The organism is Gordonia sp. LMA167, assembly GCF_058130025.1.
Genome location: NZ_CM176708.1, coordinates 3,638,227 through 3,660,506, shown reverse-complemented (window position 1 = coordinate 3,660,506; position 22,280 = coordinate 3,638,227). Strand labels below are relative to the sequence as shown.

General features: G+C 68.7%; 15 protein-coding genes. 5 read left to right on the top strand and 10 right to left on the bottom strand.

Annotation, left to right across the window (positions count from 1 at the left end):
- The first annotated feature begins 13 nt into the window (after positions 1–13).
- The gene (locus ACVT6V_RS16665; RefSeq protein ID WP_489894649.1) at positions 14–2,737 is read left to right on the top strand and encodes a helix-turn-helix transcriptional regulator; all 2,724 of its coding nucleotides are present in this window, start codon (positions 14–16) and stop codon (positions 2,735–2,737) included.
- A gap of 8 nt (positions 2,738–2,745) precedes the next feature.
- Here ACVT6V_RS16665 and ACVT6V_RS16660 read toward each other — a convergent pair whose 3' ends face one another.
- Together ACVT6V_RS16660 and cobA are read right to left on the bottom strand one after the other, a co-directional pair.
- A complete protein-coding gene (locus ACVT6V_RS16660; RefSeq protein WP_489894647.1) occupies positions 2,746–4,266 on the bottom strand; it encodes a DHA2 family efflux MFS transporter permease subunit in 1,521 nt (506 codons plus the stop codon).
- 92 nt (positions 4,267–4,358) lie between these two features.
- A complete protein-coding gene (cobA, locus tag ACVT6V_RS16655) occupies positions 4,359–5,591 on the bottom strand; it encodes a uroporphyrinogen-III C-methyltransferase (RefSeq protein WP_489894645.1) in 1,233 nt (410 codons plus the stop codon).
- A gap of 120 nt (positions 5,592–5,711) precedes the next feature.
- Between cobA and ACVT6V_RS16650 the strand changes: the two genes are divergently transcribed.
- Positions 5,712–7,379 (top strand): AMP-binding protein, encoded by a 1,668-nt coding sequence (locus tag ACVT6V_RS16650; protein WP_489894643.1) that lies wholly within the window; start codon positions 5,712–5,714, stop codon positions 7,377–7,379.
- A gap of 17 nt (positions 7,380–7,396) precedes the next feature.
- Here ACVT6V_RS16650 and ACVT6V_RS16645 read toward each other — a convergent pair whose 3' ends face one another.
- The gene (locus ACVT6V_RS16645; RefSeq protein ID WP_489894641.1) at positions 7,397–8,395 is read right to left on the bottom strand and encodes an acyl-ACP desaturase; all 999 of its coding nucleotides are present in this window, start codon (positions 8,393–8,395) and stop codon (positions 7,397–7,399) included.
- A 151-nt stretch (positions 8,396–8,546) separates the two neighbouring features.
- On the opposite strand from ACVT6V_RS16645, the gene ACVT6V_RS16640 reads away from it, so the two are divergent.
- Positions 8,547–9,239, top strand: coding sequence for a response regulator (locus ACVT6V_RS16640; RefSeq protein WP_489894639.1), 693 nt, complete (start codon positions 8,547–8,549; stop codon positions 9,237–9,239).
- A gap of 21 nt (positions 9,240–9,260) precedes the next feature.
- Here ACVT6V_RS16640 and ACVT6V_RS16635 read toward each other — a convergent pair whose 3' ends face one another.
- Genes ACVT6V_RS16635 through mqo form a run of 6 tightly spaced genes read right to left on the bottom strand, consistent with a single transcriptional unit; the run spans position 9,261 to position 17,165 of the window.
- Positions 9,261–10,919 (bottom strand): GAF domain-containing sensor histidine kinase, encoded by a 1,659-nt coding sequence (locus tag ACVT6V_RS16635; protein ID WP_489894637.1) that lies wholly within the window; start codon positions 10,917–10,919, stop codon positions 9,261–9,263.
- Positions 10,916–12,367: a cobyrinic acid a,c-diamide synthase CobB gene (locus ACVT6V_RS16630; RefSeq protein ID WP_489894635.1), complete on the bottom strand. Its 1,452-nt coding sequence runs from the start codon at positions 12,365–12,367 to the stop codon at positions 10,916–10,918. The genes ACVT6V_RS16635 and ACVT6V_RS16630 overlap by 4 nt, the downstream gene beginning before the upstream one ends.
- Before the next feature lie 37 nt (positions 12,368–12,404).
- The gene (cobO, locus tag ACVT6V_RS16625; protein ID WP_489894633.1) at positions 12,405–13,022 is read right to left on the bottom strand and encodes a cob(I)yrinic acid a,c-diamide adenosyltransferase; all 618 of its coding nucleotides are present in this window, start codon (positions 13,020–13,022) and stop codon (positions 12,405–12,407) included.
- 36 nt (positions 13,023–13,058) lie between these two features.
- Positions 13,059–15,089: a VWA domain-containing protein gene (locus tag ACVT6V_RS16620; protein ID WP_489894631.1), complete on the bottom strand. Its 2,031-nt coding sequence runs from the start codon at positions 15,087–15,089 to the stop codon at positions 13,059–13,061.
- A complete protein-coding gene (locus ACVT6V_RS16615) occupies positions 15,086–15,589 on the bottom strand; it encodes a GNAT family N-acetyltransferase (RefSeq protein ID WP_489894629.1) in 504 nt (167 codons plus the stop codon). The genes ACVT6V_RS16620 and ACVT6V_RS16615 overlap by 4 nt, the downstream gene beginning before the upstream one ends.
- A gap of 46 nt (positions 15,590–15,635) precedes the next feature.
- Complete coding sequence (mqo, locus tag ACVT6V_RS16610) at positions 15,636–17,165, bottom strand: malate dehydrogenase (quinone) (RefSeq protein WP_489894627.1); 1,530 nt, start codon at positions 17,163–17,165, stop codon at positions 15,636–15,638.
- A 182-nt stretch (positions 17,166–17,347) separates the two neighbouring features.
- Here mqo and ACVT6V_RS16605 point away from each other — a divergent pair, with 182 nt between their 5' ends.
- Entirely contained in the window at positions 17,348–18,442 is a 1,095-nt protein-coding gene (locus tag ACVT6V_RS16605) for an alpha/beta hydrolase (RefSeq protein WP_489894625.1), read from the top strand.
- The gene (locus tag ACVT6V_RS16600; protein ID WP_489894623.1) at positions 18,439–19,833 is read left to right on the top strand and encodes a mycothione reductase; all 1,395 of its coding nucleotides are present in this window, start codon (positions 18,439–18,441) and stop codon (positions 19,831–19,833) included. Before ACVT6V_RS16605 ends, ACVT6V_RS16600 begins: the two co-directional genes overlap by 4 nt.
- A 665-nt stretch (positions 19,834–20,498) precedes the next feature.
- Here the strand turns inward: ACVT6V_RS16600 and ACVT6V_RS16595 are convergent.
- Positions 20,499–22,274, bottom strand: a complete 1,776-nt coding sequence (locus ACVT6V_RS16595) for an HNH endonuclease (RefSeq protein ID WP_489894621.1) — start codon at positions 22,272–22,274, stop codon at positions 20,499–20,501.
- Positions 22,275–22,280 lie beyond the last annotated feature (6 nt).

Below are 22,280 nucleotides of genomic sequence, written 5' to 3'. Positions count from 1 at the left end.
CTAGACTCGGTGGGTGGTGGTCATCGGGCGTGCACACGAGCGACAGGTGATCGACCGGGTCGTGTCGGGCGCCCGGATCGGCACCAGCGGTGTGCTCGCGCTGACCGGCGAACCGGGCGTCGGGAAGACCGAGTTACTGCGCTGGACGCAGAGTCGGCTCGACGGGTTCCGCGTGTTGCGGGCCACCGGCACGGAGCCCGAACGTGAGGTCCCCTTCGCGGCCCTGCTCGCCGTGCTGCGTCCCGCGCTCGATCTTCTGGACACGATCGCTGTACCGCAGGCCCGAGCGCTCTCCTCGGCACTCGCGCTGGAAGTGGGCGAGGCCGGTGACCGCTTCGCCATCGGCGCGGCAACGCTCAGCCTGCTCTGCCGCTATGCCGAGGACGGCCCCGTCGCGGTACTCCTCGACGACATGCAGCTGATCGACGCACCCTCGGGCGACGCGCTCCTGTTCGCGGCGCGTCGGCTGAGCGCAGACCCTATCGCGGCCATTGTCGCCGGACGGGAGGGCGAGGTCGACGACGTCGTCGCGGGCATGGACCGGCTTCACCTCGCCGGACTCGACCGCGACGAGGTCCGCACACTCCTCGACCAGCTGCTGTCGGCGCCGGTCAACGAGGAGTGGGTGATGAGGTTGCACGAGCTCACCGGCGGCAACCCGCTCGCCGTCACCGAGCTCGCCGAGTACCCTGATGCGCTGCCGCCTCGGCCGTCGGGTGTGCCGGCACCGCTCTCGACCGCGCTCGTCGAGGCCTTCATCCGTCGGCTGCGTCCGCTCGACGAGACCGCGCGCTCGGTGTTGCTGGTCGCGGTGGTCTGTAACGGTGACCTGCGGCTCACCGGGGACGTCTGCGCCGCGCTCGACCTTGACCTGGCACAGCTTGCCTGGGCTGCCGATGCGGGACTGGCCCAGGTGACCGGCGGCGAGGTCACCTTCCGACACCCGCTCCTACGCTCGGCCGTCTACCGCGACGCCCCGGTGCAGCAGCGCCGATCCGTGCATGCCGCGGTGGCCGCCGCGCTGCCCGAGGACGACATCGACCGTCGGGCGTGGCAGTTCGCGGAGGCGCTGTGGGCACCGGACAGCGACGCCGCCGACCTGTTGCACAAGGCGGGCGACCGGGCCGCGGGGCGATCCGCGTGGGCGGTGGCCTCGGCCGCCTACGAGCGGGCCGCGCGGCTCAGCCCAGCGGCCACAGACGTCGCCGAACGGCTGCAGGCCGCGGCTGCCGCGGCGTGGTCGGCAGGCCTCGGCTCCCGCGCGCTCGCGCTGCTCGACGAAACCGACGCCCTTGACATCGAAGCCGGACATGCGGTGTCGCTGCCCTCACTTGAGCTGCGGGCGGTGATCGCGGCGCGCAGCGGTTCGCTGCGCACGGGGATCACCCTGCTGGAGCAGGCGGCGATGGCAGGCGAATCGGCGGACGTGCGGACCCGATTGCTGGCCGAGGCAGTGCACGCGAGTGTTTTTTTGGCCGACGGCTCGATTGCGCGCCGACTCGTCGTGCCTCTGGGGGAAGCGGTCGCGGCGGCCACCACCACCCGCGGCCGGGCTGTTGGATCGGTCGCGGCGGGTATGGCGAAGGTATTGGCGGGTGTCGGCGGCGTCACCGAGTTGCGCGGCGCCATGTCGCTGTTGACCCAGAGCCCAGAGTTGGCAGCCGACGAGGACAGCCTGTCGTGGCTGCTGTTCGCGTCGCTGTTTCTCCGCGACGCCGACACCGGACCCGGCCTGCGAAAGCGGATAGACCAGGCCCGGGACACCGCCGGTGTGGGACTGCTGCCGAGTCTGTTGTTCCAGGTGGCCCGCGACGCTGCGACGTCCGACTCCTGGCACAGGGCGGCGGCGGACTACTCCGAGTCGATCCGATTGTCGCGGGACACCGGGCAGACCACCGAGCTGGCGATGAGCTTGGCGGGCCTGGCGTGGCTTCAGGCACGTACGGGCCAGGCCGACGACTGCCGGATTCATGCGGACGAGGCACTGGCCCTCGGCCGTACCCGTGACATCCGCACCGCGCAGGTCTGGGCTCTGCTCGCCCTCGGTGACCTCGCCATGTCCGAGGGCGATGCCGAAGAGACGATGCGGCGACAGCTGGCGGTGGATGAGATGCTCGCCGAGCATGCGGTCGGCGACCCCGACCTGTCGCCGCGTCCCGATCTGGTCGAGACGCTGATCCGGCTGGGCCGAACCGACGAGGCGGCCGTCATGGCAAGGGAGTTCCTCAGCGTCGCCGACGAGAAGGGCCAGCCATGGTCGAGGGCGCGTGCGCGCCGCGCGTGTGGGCTCCTTGCCGAGAATTTCGACCGTGCGTTCCACGAGGCCTTGGCTCTCCATCAGGGCACCCCGGATCTGTTCGAAACCGCCCGCACCGAACTCGCCTTCGGCGAGCGATTGCGCCGGGCTGCCCGACGTGTCGATGCCCGCGACCACCTTCGTCAGGCCTTGGCGGTCTTCACCGAGCTCGGCGCCGGGCCGTGGGCCGATCGCGCGGCCACCGAACTCGACCTCACCGGCGAACGGGTCGCGCCGCGCGCACTCGGCGGCGTTGCCGCACTCACCCCGCAAGAGTTGCAGGTCGCGCTGCTACTTTCGGACGGACGCACCACCCGGGAGGCGGCCGCCGCGCTTTTCGTGAGCCCGAAGACGGTGGAATATCACCTGCGCAAGGTCTACCGGAAGCTCGGGATCCGCTCTCGCGGCGAACTCACCGAGGTCGTGTCGTCAACGCCCTGAGTGGCGCGTCAGTGCGCGCCGTGTTCGTCGACGTCGAGATTGGCATTGGCCGCCTCTTGGGCGGCCTGCCCTTCCGCGACCTCTTCCGGTGTGAACCGCATGAAGAGCACGACGATCGCCGACAGGACCGCGATCCCGGCGCAGCACGCGAAGGCGAGACCGTAACCGCTGGCCTGCGCGGCCAGCTGCGTGGGGTTCATGTCCTCGACGGGTCCGGTCGTACCACCCAGCGACAACGCGCGTGAGGTGACCGCGGCACCGACCGCGACGAGGCCGATCGCTCCGCCGAGGTTCTGGGCGACCTGCGCAAGCGCGGTGAGCGGGCCGATCTCGGTGGGCCCGACCCCGGCCACAACCGAGAGGGTCAGCGGGATGACGGCGAATCCGACACCGAATCCGATGACCACGACCGGCAGTCCGATGCTGGGGAAATAGTCGGGTGTGCCGGTCGCGATGGACGAGGCGTACAGACAGCCGGCCAGGATGATCGTGCCGCCGCACAGCACCAGCCAGCGGGGCTGGATGACCAACGCGAGCTTGGATGCGATCGCAGCCGCGATACCCAGTCCGAAGGCGAACGGCACCACTGCCATACCGCTCTGGATCGGCGTGTACTTCAGGATGCCCTGCAGGTAGAGCGAGATGAACACCGCCATGCACATCATGATCATGCTGGCGAGGAAGATCGCCACCAGCGCGGCGACCCGATTGCGATTCTCGAACAGGACGAACGGCAGGATCGGGTTGCTCGCCCGACGCTCGACGACGATGAAGGCCAGCAATGCCAGCCCACCCAGGATGAACGAGCCGACGACGAGCGGTCTCGCCCACCCGTCGGGCCCCTCGTTGACCGCCAGCACGAGCAGCGAGCAACCAAGAGTTGCCAGCACCGCACCGGGCACATCCAACGACAGCCGTTCCCCCTGGGACTCACGCAGCACGATGATGGCGCCGGCGGCGACGAGCACCCCGATGGGCACATTGATGAGGAAGACCAGCCGCCAGGAAACCTGAGTGAGGACGCCACCGAGGATCAGGCCGGCGACGGAGCCGATCCCGGTCATCGCCGCGTAGATGGCAAATGCCTGGCTGCGAGGTTTGCCGGGCGCGAAGGTGGTGGCCACCAGCGCCATCGCGGTGGGTGCGGCGATCGCCGCCGACGCCCCCTGCAGCGCGCGACCGATGATCAGACTCGACTCGTTCCAGGCGAGACCACACAGCAGCGAGGTGAGCGTGAATGCGACCACGCCGACGACGAACATCCGTTTACGACCGAACGTGTCGCCGAGCCGGCCGCCGAGGAGCATCAACCCGCCGAACGCCAGGACGTAGCTGCTGATGATCCAGTTGGCGCTCGATTCCGACAGCTGCAGAGCGTCACGAATCCGCGGTAGAGCCAGTGCCGCGACGGTCCCGTCGAGCACCATGAGCAGCTGCATACCGGACAGGACCAGGATCGCCGGGCCGAAGACGTTGCGATAGACCGGCACAGCCGTGTGCTGGGGACTCGACGTTTCCGGTGCGGACATAACGTTCGACGGTACCGCCCCCCACACCGAATATGCCAATCGTCATTGGCCCGTTGGCCCCACGCGGGCCGGCCGGACGGCGGCGCGCAGGATCAGCTGGCGGCCTCGGTGAATCCGGCGACCTCGCCGATCACCACGATGGCCGGTGGACGCAGATCCTGTTCGGCGGCGGTCGCGGCGGCATGGGCCAGGTCCGTGCGCAGGACCCGTTGGGTCGGCAACGACCCGTTCTCGATCATCGCGACCGGGGTGTCGGCCGGCTTGCCTCCGCTGAGGAGTGCGTCGGCGAAGACGTCGACTCGTTCCACGGCCATCATCAGCACCAGGGTGCCGCGCAGGCGTGCGATCGCGTTCCAGTCGATGAGCGAGTCCGGATGTCCGGGCGGTACGTGCCCCGACGCGATGACGACTTCATGGGTGACACCTCGATGGGTCACGGGAATGCCCGCGGCGGCCGGCGCGGCGATGGGGCTGCTGATACCCGGCACGACAGTGACCGGGACTCCGGCCTCCACGCACGCCTGCACCTCTTCGAAACCCCGCCCGTAGACATAGGGGTCGCCGCCCTTGAGCCGGACGACGAACTTGCCGGCCTTGGCCCGGTCGACCAGGACGTCGTTGATGGCCTCCTGCTTCATCGCTCGTCCGTACGGCACCTTCGCCGCGTCGACGATCTCCACCTGCGGTCCGAGCTCGGCCAACAACTGCGCCGGGGCGAGACGGTCGGCGACCACCACGTCGGCCTGCTGCAGCAGCTTCTGCCCGCGAACGGTGATGAGGTCCGGATCCCCCGGCCCGCCACCCACCAATGCGACACCCGCGGCATGCGGGGCGTCGTCCTCGACGACGGCCAGCGAGCCGTCGGCCAGCGCCCGCCCGATGGCAGCCCGCAGTGCCGCCGATTGCCGATGGTCGCCGGCCGCGAGGACGCCGAACTGCAGATCCCGATGCCGGCCCGACGCCGGCGTCACCGCCGTGCCGAAGCGCGCGTCGTCGGCCCGGACGCAGAACGTATGACGGGCCTCGGCATCGGCGACCACACGGGCATTCACGTCGGGGTCGTCGGTGCAGGCCATCACGTACCAGGCGCCCTCGAGATCACCGTCTCGATATTCGCGGTGGCTCACCGAGATCCCGGCCGTCGACTCCACCGCCGGTGTCGGATCGATCGCCACGACGTGGACGTCGGCCCCGGCCGCGAGCAGATTCGGCAGGCGACGCTGTGCGACCGATCCGCCGCCCACGACGACGACCTTGCGACCGGTCAGATCGAGGCCGGCCAGATAGTGGTTTCGGTTGGCCCCGGAAGAGGCAGAGCGCGACATGGCTGCTGATCCTACCGACGCGACTGCCGGACTCGGAGACCCGACGCCACCGTCGGAGCCGCCCGCGTAACCTACGTGGCGTCGTGCCCGAAGGTAACCGGAATCACTCGGAGGTCACTGATGACGGGGTCGTCACAGATTCGTACGATTGCCGATCAACTTGCTGCGCGGGCCGACGATCCCGCGACGGCGCTGCTCGCCGACGAACGGTCCTGGACATGGCGGGACTTCGTCCACGAATCCTGCGTACGTGCGGCATTGTTGCGACGGTTGCGCAGATCCGGCCCCTGGCACGTGGGCGTCCTGATGGACAACGACCCCGAGTACCTGTTCCTCATCGGCGGCGCGGCGCTCGCCGGCGCCACCATCGTCGGGATCAACCCGACCCGCCGCGGCGCGGAGCTCGCCGCCGACGTCGCGCGCACCGACTGCCAGATCGTCCTCGTCGACGGCGCCCACCGAGAGCTGATCCCCGACCTCGGCATCGACGTGCGGTCTGTCGAGATCGGCTCGGCCGACTATCGGTCGCTGGTCGACGCGCACGCGGATGCCGGTCTCACGGAGTCCGTCGACCACCGCGGCGTCAATCACGACCTCCTCCTGCTGTTCACATCGGGCTCCACCGGTGCGCCCAAGGCGGTCATCTGCAGCTCCGCGCGGCTCGCGGCGATCGGCGATCTCAATGTCCGAGGTCTGGGCCGCGATGACGTCGCCTACAACGCGATGCCGCTGTTCCACGGCAACGCGCTGATGAGCGCCTGGGCCCCGATCCTGGCGACCGGCGGGACCTTTGCCATGCGACCTCGCTTCTCCGCCTCCGGCTTTCTCCCCGACGTCCAACGTTTCGGGGCGACATTCGTCAACTACGTCGGCAGATCGCTGTCCTACATCCTCGCCCGGCCCGAATCACCCGCGGAGTCGCGCACCCGCCTGCGCCTGGCGTTCGGCACGGAGGCGTCCACGACCGACCGGCTCGAGTTCACTCGCCGGTACCGCTGTCCGATCATCGAGTCGTACGGATCGTCCGAGGGCGTGTGCGTCATCCTGCGCGACGACACCACCCCGCCCGGCGCGCTGGGCATCCCGCGGAAAGAGATGGCACTGGAGATCCTCCACGAGGACGGATCACCGTGCCCGCCGGCCCGGTTCGACGACAACGGGATGATGTCCAACCCGGACGAGGCCATCGGGGAGATCGTCGCGCGCGGCGGTGGCGCCAGATTCGAAGGCTATTACCGCAACCCCGAGGCGACGGCGGAGAAGGTGCGCGACGGCGATTACTGGTCGGGCGACCTCGCATACCGCGACGGCGACGGGGTGTTCTGGTTCGCCGGACGCACAGCCGACTGGATACGTGTCGACTCGGAGAACTTCGCCACGGCACCCATCGAACGAATCCTCCTGCGCCACGACTCCATCCGCGCCGCAGCCGTGTACGCGGTCCCGGATCCGCGCACCGGCGACCGGGTCATGGCGGCCGCCGAGGTCCCGCCCGGTGAGACGCCGTTCGACACGATCGCCTTCGAGCGTTTCCTCGAGTCCCAACCCGACCTCGGAACGAAATGGGCACCGACACTCATCCGCGTGACGGCAGGCCTACCCCTCACCGCGACCCGCAAGATCGACAAGCCCTCGCTGAGACGCACGGCCTGGTTCACCGACGATCCGGTGTTCGAATTCGTCGACGGCGCTTATCGATTGATGGATTCGGCTCGGGTCGCCGAACTCACCGACGAGTTCCGTGCCCACGGTCGGCAGCACCTGCTCCCCCAGGTCGCTTCGGTGTGATCGGCGCGGCCGCGCTGCTACTCGGCGAGCCCCTTGGCGCGGGCGCGGGCCAACGCACGGTCACGGGATTCCTCGAACCTGCGCACCTTGACGTTCATCTGTTCGAGGAAGTCGCCCAGTAGCTCGCGGTAATGCTCACCGAGCGGCCCGAAGTCGTCGCGTTCGAAGATCCGCCACTTGCGCAGCACGGGCATCACCACCTCCGACAGATGTTGCGGGAGATCGTAGATCCCGCCCTTCGCGATGAGGACGGCGTTGCGCCGGAAGTTGGGCATCGTCGCGCCCGGCATCTGGAAGTTCGAGACGATCGCGTAGATCGCGGCCATCGCCTGATCCGGCACCAGATCGAGTGCCCCGTCGACGATGTTGCGGTAGAAGAGCATGTGCAGGTTCTCGTCGGCCGCCACCCGCTGCAGCATGCGATCGGCGATCGGGTCGCCACACGCCTTGCCGGTGTTCCGATGCGACACCCGCGTGGCGAGCTCCTGGAAGCTGACGTAGCTGACCGCGTAGAGCATGTCGTAGCTGTGGTCGCGCTGTCCGTCGTCGTCGGGCAGCGGGTTGAACCCGTGGGTCATGTGCTGCATGCGGGTCTGCTCGAGCTCGACCGGGTCCACGCCCCGGGTGACGACGAGGTAGTCACGCATCACGATCGAATGCCGTGTCTCCTCGGCGGTCCACCGGCCCACCCAGAATCCCCATGCGTCGTCGAGGCTGAAGTTCTCGGCGATCACCCGGTGGTACGAGGGCAGGTTGTCCTCGGTCAGCAGGTTCGTGATCATCGCCGCCTTGGCGGTCTCCGACAGCTGGGACTGAGACGGGTCCCAGTCCTGCCCACCCAACGCGGCGAAGTTGCGCCCGTCTTCCCACGGCACGTAGTCGTGCGGATGCCAGTCGCGGGTCATCTTCATGTGTCGGTCGACCTCGGTCTCGCACACCGGGAGCAGCTCCCGGAGCAGATCCGAGCCGGACATCCGCGGGCCGCTCACCTCGGGTGGGTCGATCAGGCTGGTCATCGCACTCCTCGTCGTCACACATTCGGTTCAGGTCCAACTCTGCGCGGTGCCGGCACCGACCACGTGAGCCGAAGGTCCCGACTGTCCTGGGCCACAAGTCGTCGGTTGCGCGCGGCCTTCTCGCCGAGTCGTTCTGCGGTACCGTCAGACCATGCCTGCAGACGCCACGACCGACGGCGCATCCGCGACGAACCCGGTCCGCGTGTACCTCGTCGACGACCACGAACTCGTCCGCCGTGGACTGCGGGATCTGCTCGGTACCGCCGACGATCTCGAGATCGTCGGCGAGGCCGCATCCGTCGCCGAGGCGAAGGTCGGCATCCTCGCGACGAAACCCGATGTGGCGGTGCTCGACGTCCGGCTTCCGGACGGTAACGGTGTGGAACTGTGTCGCGACGTCCGCGCCGCAGAACCCGCGGTGCATTGCCTGATGCTGACCAGCTACGCCGATGACGACGCCCTGCTCGCGGCGGTGCTCGCCGGCGCGTCGGGCTTCGTGCTCAAACAGATCCTGGGCCACAACCTCATCGAGGCCGTACGCACGGTCGGACGAGGCGGTTCGTTGCTCGACGATCGCAGCACCGCCGCACTGCTCGCGAGACTCCGCGACGGCAAGGGCGGCAGCGACGATCCGCTGGCAGACCTCACCCAGCAGGAACGTGAGGTCTTCAATCACATCGGCGACGGCCTCACCAACCGGCAGATCGCCGAGCGGATGTTCCTGGCGGAGAAGACGATCAAGAACTACGTCTCGCGTATCCTCGCGAAACTGGACATGCAGCGCCGCACGCAGGTCGCGGTGATGGCGACGAAACTCCGCGACGGCAAGCTCCCGCCGCGCTAGCGAAGCCAGCGAAGCTGGGGGCTACTCCCTCAGCGGTACCGACCATGTGAGCGTGGTACCGCTCGACGTCGACGCCCCGCGCGGGGTGGTGACGACGCTGAACACGCCGTCGCACTCCTCGGCCCGCCGGGTGAGATTGTCCAGGCCGCGGTAGACCACATCGGTGGCGATGCCCAGACCGTCGTCGATGATCTCGACGGTGAGCACCTCGTCGTCGGCGGTGACCGACACGTCGATGTGGTCGGCCTGGGCATGACGCAACGCGTTCGACAACCCTTCTCGGAGAACGGCGTCGATGTGCGGCCCGAGCGACTCGGGCACCACCGTGTCCACCGGGCCGGCGAACTGGACGCCCGGGGCGATCGGAGCGTGGACAGCCAGCTCGGACACGATGTCGAGAACCCGGCGCCGCAGGGTGGCGGTGTCATGATGCCCTGGGATCGTCTGCAGATCGAAGATCGAGGTCCGGATCTGCGCGATGGTCCGGTCCAGATCGGTCACGACCTGCTCGAGCCGGGCCGTCGTGGCACGTTCGGCCTCCGACTCGGCCCCACCGTCCGGTCCCCGCGCCGCGAGCATCGTCTGCACCGACATCCCGATCGCGAACAGCCGCTGGATCACATGATCGTGGAGGTCACGGGCGATGCGATGACGGTCCTCCACGACCTCCAGGTCGCGCGCGGTCTGCTGCTGTTCGGCGTAGACCACCGCCAGCGAGGCCACTTCGGCGACACCGGCGAGCCCGGCGGCATCCTCGTCATCCCATTCGGGTCGGGGGCGATGGGTGATCACGATCCAGCCGAACGCACCGGCAGCCCGCTGCAACGGCTGCACCGTGGCCCACTTCGCCCCGCGACGGACGAGCTCGGAGGGGATCTCGGCAACGGGCACGACCACCCGGGCTCCGGTCGACGGCAGCACCATGTCCCCCGCGGCGACCGGCGGACCGGTGTGACCTGTGAGCTCGACCTCCCCGGCCTCCTCGGTGAGGATGAAGACGTCGACCGCATCGGTGAGTTCGGCGACGTCGGCGCACAGCCGGGGCAAGGTGTCCGACAGCGCGATCCCCGCCAGCGGTTCCGATCCCCGCCGCGCGATGACCTGCATCCACCGGTGTCGGGTCCGGGCCTGCTCGAACAGGCGCGCATTGTCGACGGCGATACCGGCCGCCACCGCGAGCACCGCCACCAACGACTCGTCGACCTCGCTGAACTCCGCCGCCGATTGCTTCTCGGTCAGGTAGATGCTGCCGAACACGGTGCCGCGGATGACGATCGGCGCACCGAGAAAGGTCGTCATGGGCGGGTGGTTGTGCGGGAAACCCACCGACGCAGAGTGTTTCGCCAATTCCGGGATCCGCAACACCTCCGGTTGCTCGATGAGCAGACCGAGTACCCCGCGACCCACCGGCAGGTGATCCATGCGGGCACGCTCGGCAGCGCTGATGCCGGTGTAGACGAACGCGCTCAGACCTCCGTCGGTGGCCCGCACACCGAGAGCCCCGTAGCGTGCGTCGACGACCTGGCACGCCACCTCGACGATCCGCTGGAGGGCCCGGTCGAGATCGAGGCCGCGCCCGACGACGAGCACCGCCTCGAGCAGATCCCGCAGGATCGCCGGGTCGTCGACGCCGTGGCGGGTGAGTGCGTCGAGCGCCTCACCGAGTCCCCGGGCGGTCATCCGGCGCGCTCGCCGACGCCGTCGTGTGTCATGCCGGGCGAGCTCGCAGCTTCCCGCGCCGCGTTGACGAATCGCACCACCCCGGAGGGATATCCGGCCGGATGGACATGCAGGTACGACGCGTGCACCGAGTTCGTGGCGTAACCATGGGTACCCGGGTTGCCGCTGTGGTCGCGCCACGCCCACGCCGGCGCGGGTGCGCCGACACCCGGCTCGACCGTCGACCGATGGAACTCGTGGCCCGTGACTCGCAGGCCCATCGAGTATCCGACGGAATCCGTCACGGCCACCGCATCGCGGTAGCCGAGGGTCAGTGTCGGCCCGAACCGTCCCACCACGTCGAGGATGCCCGTCATCGGATGCCCATCGAGTTCGGTGGCGAGGTAGAGCAGGCCCGCGCATTCGGCGACGATGGGACGGCCGGCGCGCGCGTGCCCGGCGAGGCCGGTCCGCAGTGGTTCGTTGGCCGACAGCGCTTCGGCGTGTTCCTCCGGGAAGCCGCCGCCGATCACCACGGCGTCGGTGCCCGGCGGAAGCGGATCCCGCAGCGGGTCGAAACCCGCCACGTCGGCGCCGGCGGCAGCCAGTAACTCACCGTGTTCGGCGTAGCCGAAAGTGAACGCCGGACCGCCCGCGACGGCCACGAGCGGGCGACGGCCGGCCGCCGGGACCGGCCCACCGTCGCGGACGGCGTCGGCTGCCGACCATGCCTCGAGTTGTTGACGCCGACGGGTGCTCGCGGCGGCGACGATCGACGGCAGGTCCAGGCCCGCACCGACGGTGACGGTCATCGCGTCCACCGCCCGGATCGCATCGTCGCGACGTTCGGCCGCGGGGATCAGGCCGAGATGCCGCGACGGCACCTGCAGGTGCGGGTCGCGTCGCAGAACCCCGAACACCGGCAGCCCGACACGCCCGCAGGCTTGCCGCAGCACGGTTTCGTGCCGGTCCGAGCCGACGCGGTTGAGGATGACACCGACGATCCTTATAGACGGGTCAAAGGAGACGAATCCGTGCAGGAGTGCGGCTACCGATTGACTGTGTCCGGCGGCATCGATGACCAGGACCACCGGCGCGCCGATGAGGCGGGCGACGTGTGCGGTCGAACCGAAGCCGGCCGGGTCGGCGCCGTCGGAGGCGTCGTCGGCCATGATGCGTCCGTCGAAGAGACCCATGACGCCTTCGACCACGGCGATGTCGGCGCCGGCCGAGCCGGCGGCGAACAACGGACCCACCAGGTCCGCACCGACCAGGTTCGGGTCGAGATTGCGACCGACCGTGCCCGCGGCCACCGCGTGATAGCCCGGGTCGATGTAGTCCGGTCCGACCTTGAACGGGGCGACGCGATGCCCGGCCGCCCGCAGTGCGCCGATCAACCCGGTCGTCACCGTGGTCTTGCCACTCCCCGACGCGGGAGCGGCGATGACGATGGCCGGGACGCCGGTCATGATCCGGCGACCGACCACTCGCCGACGGCCTTCGCGGTCACCATTCGATGCCCCGTTGTCCCTTGCGACCCGCGTCCATGGGGTGCGCGATCTTGCGCATCTCGGTGACGAGATCCGCGGATTCGATGAGAGCCGCGGGTGCGCGACGGCCGGTGATCACCACGTGCTGGCGGCCCGGCCGGTCACGGAGGGTCGCCACGACCTCGTCGGTGTCCACCCAGCCCCAGTCCAGCGGGTAGGTGAACTCGTCGAGCACGTAGAAATCATGCTGTTCGGCCGCGATCCGCCGGGCGATCTCCGACCAGCCGGCGCGGGCCGCGGCCGCGTGGTCATCGTCGTGCTCGGCGTTGGCGCGAAGCCACGACCAGCCCTGACCCATCTTGTGCCACTCCACCGGGCCGCCCTTCCCGGTCTCGTCATGCACGGCGCCGAGGGCGGTGAGGGCGGTTTCCTCGCCGACCCGCCACTTCGCGCTCTTCACGAATTGGAAGACGGCCACCCGCATTCCGGCGTTCCAGGCCCGCATGGCCATCCCGAAGGCCGCCGTCGACTTGCCCTTGCCGTCACCGGTGTGCACGGCCAGGACCGGCAGGTTGCGGCGCTGACGCGTGGTGAGCCCGTCGTCGGGGATCGTGTCGGGAACTCCTTGCGGCACGGCGCCTCCTGGCGGTGTTCTGGTACGGACGGTGATTCAGGCGGCTCGCCCGGACCGGGCGATGCTGCCGGCGGTGAGCTCGTCCATCGGTAGGCATCGGGCACCCATGGCTGCGGCGAGTTCGGCGGCCAATCCGAGTCGGATCATCCCCTGCTCGCAGTCGACGACCACGGAGTCGATCCCTCGGCGGCCGACGGCGGCCGCGGCGGTCGCGGCCCGGGCCGCGGCGTCCCGGCCGGCGGTCGCGCGCCCGTCGGTGAGCACCACGATGAGCGGTCGGCGCTGCGGTTCGCGCCGGGCGTGCCGCTCGACGAGCTCGGTGGCGGTGACCAGCCCCTCGGCCAGCGGGGTGCGTCCACCCGTACGCAGTTCGGCGAGGCGGCGCACCGCGACGTCGACGGACCTGGTCGGCGGCACCGCCACCGACGCCGACGACCCGCGCGCGACGACGACCGCGACCCGATCCCGGCGTGTGTAGGAGTCCCGCAGCAGATCGACGCAGACCTCGCTGACGGCGGCCAGGCGGCGCCGCGCGGTCATCGACCCCGAGAGGTCGACGACGAACACGACCAGGTTGCCCTCCTGACCGATGCGTTCGGCGCTGCGCAGGTCCGCGGCCGCGACCCGTACCCCGGTGTGCGGCGCCACGCCGGGCTCGCCGCGTTCGGCGGTCCTGCGTGTGCGGTCGGCGGCCGATAGCACCGTCCCGAACAGATGCACGGGCTCGCCGTGCGCGAAATCGACTGCGCGCGTGGTCTGTCCGCGCCGAGAGCGCGCCCGCGATCGCCGTCCGGGATCGCCGTCGCCGATTCCGTCGACCCGCAGACGTCGCATCCGCGCCACGGTTCCCGACCGCGGGGGTGTGTCGAACCGGGCGCCCGGTGCGGTCTCGGATGGCACCCGATCGTCGTCCTGATCTTCGGTGTGCGGGTGCGGCGACGCGCCGGGATCGGGGTCTTCGGGTGTGTCCGCGGGTGCGGATCGCTCGTCCCGCGGCACTCCGCCGTCCGGCCCGGGATCGGTCGGGTCCGGGTCGTCGTCTGGGTCGTCGGGACCGCCCTCGTCCGGTGCACCGTCGGCGGCCTCCTGCCCGGCATCCATCGCGTCGTCGAGTTGCTCTGGGCTCAAACCGGATTCGTCGAACGGGTTGCGACGGCGCCGGTGCGGCAGCGCGAGTTCGACGGCGACGCGCACGTCGTCGGAGGTGACCTCCTCGGCACCACGCCACGCCGCGTGCGCGGCGGCGGTCCGGGCCACCACGATGTCGCCGCGGAGACCGTCGACGTCGAGGTGGGCGCAGATACCGGCGATCCGCCGCAGCTCGGCGGCCGGGATATGAACCGCGGAGACCAGATCACGTGCCGCGGCGATGTTCCGGGCCAACTCGATCTCGGCCTCGGCGTGACGTGCCGCGAACCCGCCGGGATCGGCATCGAATGCCATGCGGCGCGACACGATCTCCACCCGCTCCTCGATGTCGCGGCCGGCGGCGACGTCGACGGCGAGGCCGAACCGGTCGAGCAGCTGCGGGCGCAGCTCCCCCTCTTCCGGATTCATCGTCCCGACGAGCACGAAGTCGGCGGACTGGGTGTGCGACACACCGTCTCGTTCGATGGTGACCAGACCGCTCGCGGCGGCGTCGAGGAGAACGTCCACCAGGTGGTCGGCCAAGAGATTGACCTCGTCGATGTACAGGACGCCGCCGTCGGCGAGTGCGAGGAGGCCCGGGGTGAACTCGGCGCGACCCTCGCTGAGAACAGCAGTCAGATCCAGCGAACCGATGACACGGTCTTCGGTGGCACCGATCGGCAGTTCCACCACACGGCCACGGACAGTGCCGGTGCCGGCCGACGGGCCCGTGTGGCCATCACCACCGAGGAGTGGCCCGAGACCTCGCACGATCGTCGACTTGGCGGTGCCCTTCTCGCCACGGATGAGCACACCACCGATCCCGGGTGAGATGGCGGAGAGGATCAGTGCGAGCTTCAGGCGTTCTTGGCCGACGACAGCACTGAACGGGTAGCGGACCGGGAACACGTTCGCGGTCGAGCGGTGGCGTCCGCTCATCGACTGCCGTCCGAGCCGCTCGCCGTGCTGGGGGCGGCCCCCGGGTCTCGCACCATGGACACGTGCGGGATGCCGTCCTCGAGATACTGCTCCCCCTCGGGGACGAATCCGAACTTGGCGTACATGTCGACGAGGTAGGCCTGCGCCTCGATCCGGCAGGGCAGGTCACCGACCTCGTCGAGGGCCGCGGTCAGCAGTTGTGCGGTCAGGCCCTCGCCGCGGTGAGAACGTTCCGTGCAGACCCGGCCGATCCGGAACAGCGCGCGGCCATCGGCCGACGGTGGCTCGGTGAGCAGTCGCAGGGTGGCGATGACGTGGCCTTCGGTGTCACTGATCCAGAACTGTCGGGTGCGCGGTTCGAGATCTCGCCCGTCGAGTTCCGGATACGGGCACGCCTGCTCGACGACGAAGACGTCCACCCGTAGCCGCAAGATCTGATACAGCGTGGCCGCATCCATCTCGGCGGCCAGGCTGTGATGCAGTTGCCCTACCGGAGTCATGGTGTCGTGACTATCACACTCGGGTTCGCACGCACCAGACAGGCGCTCAGAGCGCCGGTTCGGGGGTGCGATCCGGGCCGGCCGGCGACGCCACGGCGTCCCGCTTGAGTTGCAGGCTGCCGCTGGTCCAGTCCCACACCTGACGGAACAGGTCGCGGTTGTCGGAGAGCTTCTGACCGAACGACGGAATCATCTCGGTGAGGATCGACGTCCATCCCTGGTACTGCTGCGGGAAGCACTTCTCGAGGACCTGAAGCATCGCCGGGACTGCGGTGGAGGCGCCCGGGGAGGCACCGAGCAGACCCGCGATGGTTCCGTCGCCGGCCGTCACGACCGCGGTACCGAACTCGAGTGAGCCGCCCACGCCGGTCTTGCGGATCACCTGGACGCGCTGACCGGCGGTGATGAGTTCCCAGTCGGAACCGTCGGCGCGCGGCACGAACTCACTGAGGGTGTTGACCCGATCGGCACGGTTGGCGGCGAGTTCGCTGATCAGGTACTTGAGCAGACCGAACTCCTGCGGCGCGATGGACAGCATCGGCAACAGGTTGCTCGGCTTGACCGAGAAGGGGAGGTCGGTGACCTTGCCGTTCTTGAGGAACTTCGGCGACCAGCCCGCATACGGACCGAACAGCAGGCCCGGCTTGTGGTTGATCACCCGGGTGTCGAGGTGCGGGACAGACATCGGCGGCGCTCCGACCGCGGCCTGGCCGTAGACCTTGGCCTGGTGGCCGCCGATCAGCTCTGTGTTGGTGCAGCGGAAGAACTCGCCGGAGACGGGGAAACCGCCGAAGCCCTTCGCCTCTTCGATACCCGACTTCTGCAGGAGGTGCAGGGCTCCACCGCCGGCGCCGACGAACACGAACTTGGCGTGGACGGTCAGCTTCTCCTTGGTCCGGAGGTTGCGCATCTTCACGATCCAGCTGCCGTCGGACTGCTTGGACAGGTTCGTCACGTCGTGGCCGAAGTAGATGTCCGCGCCGGTCGCGCCGAGATGGTTGATCAGCTGCTGGGTGAGCGCGCCGAAGTCGACGTCGGTTCCCTCGGTGAACCAGTTGAGGGCGACCGGGTCGGAGAAGTCGCGGCCCGCCGACATCAGCGGGAGCCGTTCGGTGAACTCGGCCGGGTCGTCGATGAACTCCATGCCTTCGAACAACACCTGTCCGGCGAGACGGTCGTAGCGCTTGCGCAGGTAGTCGACGCCGCCCGGACCGTGCGTGAAGCCGACATGCGGGATCGGATTGATGAACTCGCTCGGGTCGCCGAGGATCCCGTTGTCGACCGAGTATGCCCAGAACTGGCGTGACACCTGGAACTGCTCGTTGATACTGAGCGCCTTGTCGATGTTCACGTCGCCGTCGGCGGTCTGCGGTGTGTAGTTGAGCTCACACAGCGCCGAGTGGCCGGTACCGGCGTTGTTCCAGGGGTCGCTGCTCTCGGCGGCTGCCGCGTCGAGGCGTTCGAACAGGCTGATCGACCAGTCCGGCTGGAGGCGTCGGATCAGCGCACCGAGGGTGGCGCTCATGATGCCGGCGCCCACCAGCGCAACGTCCGTCTTGATCACCGATTGAGACACGAGGAGCTCTCCTTCGCACAGGTTGGACGATCGTCTCTGTCGCTGTCGCCGCTGAGGTCGTCCCTGTCATCGGCCATTGTTCCCCATCGGCCACGAAACAACGGAATCGCGTCGGGCAAAATGTGGGCTGGGCGACAGTCGGCGCCGCTTGCCGAGGCCGGGGCTTAACTACAGTGGAGCGTGTGACCGCACCTTTTCCCGCCGCCCACGACGGTGGCCGAGCTGCTGCGAAATGGCAACCCGACCGCCTCCTCGACCGCTACGAAGTGCTCACCCTGCCGCTGGGACCCGATCCTGACGGCGAGGACCCGATCACCGCGACCCTGGTGCGCAAGGCCGGCCATTCGAGCGAGCAGTACCCGAACGGCTCGGTGCTCTATGTACACGGCTTCACCGATTACTTCTTCCACGAACCCCTCGCCGACTTCTTCCACGAGCGCGGTTACGCGTTCTATGCCCTCGATCTGCGCAAGTGCGGCCGCTCGCTGCAGCCGCAGCACACCGCCCATTTCACCACCGATCTGCGGCATTACGACGAGGAACTCGGTCGTGCGCTCGATGTGATCGTGGCCGAGTCCGCCGCGGGCGACGCGTCGGCGCGCGTGATCGTCGCAGCCCATTCCACCGGCGGGCTGATCACCCCGCTGTGGCTGGATCGCCTGCGGACCGAGGCACCGGACCGCCATGCGCACGTGACCGGGCTGTTGCTCAACAGTCCGTGGTTCGATCTCCAGGGCAAGCCGGTGCTGCGAACGCTTCCGGTGTCGCTCGTGATCCGCGCAGTGGCCGCCGCCCGCCCCAAAGTCGTGATCCCGCAGGAGCTCTCCGAGGGATACGGCAAGAGCATCCACGAATCGGGCAATGGCGAGTGGACCTATGACCTGTCGCTGAAGCCGATGGGCGGTTTCCCGGTCACCTTCGGCTTCCTGAATGCGGTGCGTCGTGGTCATGCCCGCCTGCATCGCGGCATCGACGTCGGTGTGCCGTCGCTGGTGCTGCGGTCCGACAAGACACTCTTCAACACGCGGCACCTGGGTACCGTCGACAATTCGGACGTCGTGCTCGACGTCGCGCACATCGCGCGCTGGAGCGGACGTCTCGGCGATCAGGTCACGGTGGCACCGGTTGCCGACGCCCGCCACGACGTGTTTCTCTCCGTCAAGCGCGCCCGAACCCAGGCCTACCGCGAGGTGGACACCTGGTTGGGCGACACGCTCGATGTGCCGGCCGGTACGGGCCGGGCGTCGGCCACCTCCGACCAGTCGGAACACGCATGACCGCGACGCAGATCGTCGACCTGGCGATCATCGGCACGGGCAGCGGCAATTCCATTCCCGACGAGCGGTTCGACGACAAGACGATCGCGATCTTCGAGGAAGGCACGTACGGGGGCACCTGCCTCAACGTCGGCTGCATCCCGACGAAGATGTTCGTCTATGCCGCCGAGGTCGCCGACAGCGCACGCCACGCGGAGCGTTACGGCGTGCACGCTCATGTCGATTCCGTCGACTGGCCGGCGGTCGTCGAGCGGGTGTTCGGCCGGATCGACCCCATCTCGTCCGGCGGCAGAGAGTATCGCGAGGATCGCTGTCCGAACATCACCGTGTATTCCTCACACGTCGAGTTCGACGGACGCGATGATGACGGGCGCTACCGGCTCGTGACCGGAGACGCCGTCGTCCTCGCAGACGAGGTCGTGGTGGCCGCCGGGTCGCGAGCGACGGTGCCGCCCGTCATCACCGACTGCGGGGCCCGCTACCACACCAACGATGACGTGATGCGCCTCGAGCGTCTCCCCGACCATCTCATCATTGTCGGGAGTGGTTACATCGCAGCGGAATTCGCGCACGTGTTCGGAGCCCTCGGCAGTTCCGTGTCGATCATCGCGCGCGGTCCGGCGATGCTTCGCAAGCTCGACACCGACATCTCGAACCGCTTCACGGCTGTGGCGCAGGAGAAGTGGGATGTTCACCTGAACACCGATGTCGCCAATGTGACCGACCTCGGTGACGACGGAGTGCGTGTGACGTTTCAGGACGGCAGGCATCTCGACGGGGACGTCCTGCTGGTCGCGACGGGTCGCCGGCCGAATGGGGACCGTCTCAATCTGAAGTCGATCGGCATCGACCTGGACGATCACGGACGGGTGGAGTGTGATCCGCATGGGCGGACCGCTGCGCGCAGAGTCTGGGCTCTCGGTGATGTCAGTTCGCCGTACCAGCTCAAGCACGTCGCCAACCATGAGCAACGAGTGGTGCAGGCAAACCTGCTCAAGGGATGGGATGCCGAGGATCTGCTGTGGTTTGACCACCGTCACGTCCCGGCAGCGGTGTTCACCCATCCGCAGATCGCCACCGTCGGGCTCACCGAGGATGAGGCGCGTGACATGGATCTTGACATCGCCGTGAAGGTTCAGGCCTACGGCGATGTCGCATACGGGTGGGCGATGGAGGACACCACCGGGTTCTGCAAGCTGATCGCCGAGCGCCGAACCGGCCGACTACTCGGTGCGCACATCATCGGCCCCCAGGCGCCGACGGTCATCCAGCCGGTGATCCAGGCGATATCCTTCGGGCTCACCGCACATGAGATGGCGCGAGGCCAGTACTGGATTCACCCCGCGATGCCCGAGGTGCTGGAGAACGCGTTGCTGGGATTGGAGATCTGACGCATCCCCGGACCTGCCCCGTGGACCGAAAGACCGAGCGCGTGGGGATGCGTCACCACCGCCCCTGAGCAGCCTCCGAACACACCTCACCACCGCTCCCTCGGAAGCCTGCGGGCGTCACCACCGCCCGCTCCCCGCGGAGCCTCCGAGCTCGCGAGGCGTCACCACCCGCTCCCTGAGGAGCCTCCGAGCCTGCGAGGATGCGTCATCACACGCTCCCTGAGGAGCCTCCGAGCTTGCGAGGATGCGTCACCCCCCCGCTCCCTGAGGAGCCTCCGAGCCTGCGAGGATGCGTCACCCCCCGCTCCCTGAGGAGCCTCCGAGCCTGCGAGGATGCGTCACCCCCCGCTCCCTGAGGAGCCTCCGAGCCTGCGAGGATGCGTCACGAAGGGGCGCCCCTTCGTGACGGCCTCCGCTAGCGCGCCGCTAGCGCTCCGGACCTCCTCAGGGATCGGGAAAATCCTGACGCGCGAGCCTGCGAGGATGCGGGAGAATCCCGCCGCGCGAGCTTGCGAGGATGCGTGACCACCCGCGCCCTGAGGTACCTCCGAGCCTGCGGGCGTCATCACCCGGTCCCTGAGGAGCCTCCGAGCTTGCGAGGATGCGTCATCACCCGGTCCCTGAGGAGCCTCCGAGCCTGCGAGGATGCGCCCGCGTTGGGCCGGCTACCGCGGGTAGGTGACGATGACCTTCCCGGTGACCGGGTTGCGCCAGGTGATGGTGCGGTCGATGTTCATCGTCGGTATCCACATGCCCAGATGCTTGCGCTGATGATCCGGCCGACACAGCGGTGCCAGGTTTGCGGGCAGCGTCCAACCCCCGGTCTGCGGGTCGACACGCCGAAACTTCACCAGATGATCGAGCTCGCATTCGTGCGCGGGTCGCCCGCAGAACGGATACCGGCAGTACCGATCCGACAACAGAACCTGCTCACGCACCCTCGTCGACGGCGCATAGGTCAACGCACCCGGCGGCGGCAGGTCGTGGCCGCCGTGTCCGGACGGATCGACCGGTGGGGCCGGTCCACGCTCGCCGAGCACGATCAGCCCCGACGGTCGGCGACTCTGGTGGTCCGGCAAAGAGATCAGCGTGGCCCGATCGCTCAGCCGGTCAGCCAGGGCGGGATCGATCGCCCCGTAGCCACGCAACCGGGGCACCTCGATGCCATCCGGGCCAAGTTCTAGGGTCCACGGTGGCGCAGTCGGGGTGAGCGCGGTCGGGGTGTCGCGGTCCGGCTCAGATGCTGTGTCAGACTCGGGCGCGGTGTCCCCGGCTGCTTCGTCACGATCGGCGGGATCGTCACGATCGGCCAATTCGTCAGGGTCGCTTGTGCCCGCACCGTCTGCGGGGTCGCCACCCTGCGGGGCACCGCCCACATCGGTTGCGGCGCCATCGGCTCCGCCGCGGTCTGGTCCGGGTGCGGGGGGCTGGGTCGGATCGGTCGGTCCAGAGGTCGGGTCAGTCGGCGCTCCGCCGGCCGGGCAGTCGTCGTCGCCACACCGACACGTCAGCCGCACACCGGGGACACCGATGAGTTCGGCCAACGCGTCGACCCGCTGTTGACCCAGCGTGCGCGGATCGCGCCGACACACCCGCGCACGCAACAACGCCGCGATCCCCTCACGCAGAAACACCCCGTACTCGGCCGGCACACAGGCGTCGATGTTGGCATGCCCGGAACTGTCATTGGTCACCGTCACGTTCTGCCACGCCCGCCCGAACTCCCTGCGTGCTTCGGCCGCCCCCTCCGGATCCAGCCCGATCGCCACCCCGGCCAACTCATCGCGCAACACCGTGTCCGTCGTCGGACGCGCCCCATACTTCAGAGCAATGTCCTCCACATCAGTGACCGGCTCAACATCGGCGGCAGTGTCGGCGGGATCGGCGGCAGTGTCGGCGGGATCGGCAGTGTCGGCGGGATCAGCGGCGTCGGCGGGATCGGAGGTGCCAGGTTCGGCGTCGATGTCGGTGTTATCGGCACAGCTGTCGTCACCGCCACCTGAGCCCGCGGTGTCCGTGTCGGGAGTCGAATCATGTTGTGTGACATCGGGTGCCGCTTCGACAAAATGCACCAACTCCGACAACCGATTGGTGCTGTAATCACCGTCGAGATACGCCATCCGCAGCTTCGGCCTGAGCTGCAACGCCGACCCCAACCGATACCACTTGCCGGCCTTGGTCCGCGACAACCCCAACTGCAGCGAGATCTCCCCGACCGCCGCCTTCTCCGCATGACGACGCACCTTCATCTGCGCGCGCGGACCCAACGCCACCATCAGATCGTCATGCACCTGCTCACCGATCCGAAAGGCCAACAACAACGCCCGCGCCTCAGCTTGACGACTCAACCGCAACGCAGCACACGCCTCGGCAGCCAGATCCGCCGACCCGGCCGACGACAGAACCGCATCATCGGCAACCGAATCCGAATAAGAGAACACCACACC

Excerpts from the sequence above, each read along its gene's own strand:
- ACVT6V_RS16660 (WP_489894647.1), bottom strand. The coding sequence starts at position 4,266 with ATGTCCGCACCGGAAACGTCGAGTCCCCAGCACACGGCTGTGCCGGTC.
- ACVT6V_RS16630 (WP_489894635.1), bottom strand. The coding sequence starts at position 12,367 with ATGACCGGCGTCCCGGCCATCGTCATCGCCGCTCCCGCGTCGGGGAGT.
- cobA (WP_489894645.1), bottom strand. The coding sequence starts at position 5,591 with ATGTCGCGCTCTGCCTCTTCCGGGGCCAACCGAAACCACTATCTGGCC.
- ACVT6V_RS16635 (WP_489894637.1), bottom strand. The coding sequence starts at position 10,919 with ATGACCGCCCGGGGACTCGGTGAGGCGCTCGACGCACTCACCCGCCAC.
- ACVT6V_RS16600 (WP_489894623.1), top strand. The coding sequence starts at position 18,439 with ATGACCGCGACGCAGATCGTCGACCTGGCGATCATCGGCACGGGCAGC.
- ACVT6V_RS16620 (WP_489894631.1), bottom strand. The coding sequence starts at position 15,089 with ATGAGCGGACGCCACCGCTCGACCGCGAACGTGTTCCCGGTCCGCTAC.
- ACVT6V_RS16640 (WP_489894639.1), top strand. The coding sequence starts at position 8,547 with ATGCCTGCAGACGCCACGACCGACGGCGCATCCGCGACGAACCCGGTC.
- ACVT6V_RS16615 (WP_489894629.1), bottom strand. The coding sequence starts at position 15,589 with ATGACTCCGGTAGGGCAACTGCATCACAGCCTGGCCGCCGAGATGGAT.
- ACVT6V_RS16645 (WP_489894641.1), bottom strand. The coding sequence starts at position 8,395 with ATGACCAGCCTGATCGACCCACCCGAGGTGAGCGGCCCGCGGATGTCC.
- ACVT6V_RS16650 (WP_489894643.1), top strand. The coding sequence starts at position 5,712 with ATGACGGGGTCGTCACAGATTCGTACGATTGCCGATCAACTTGCTGCG.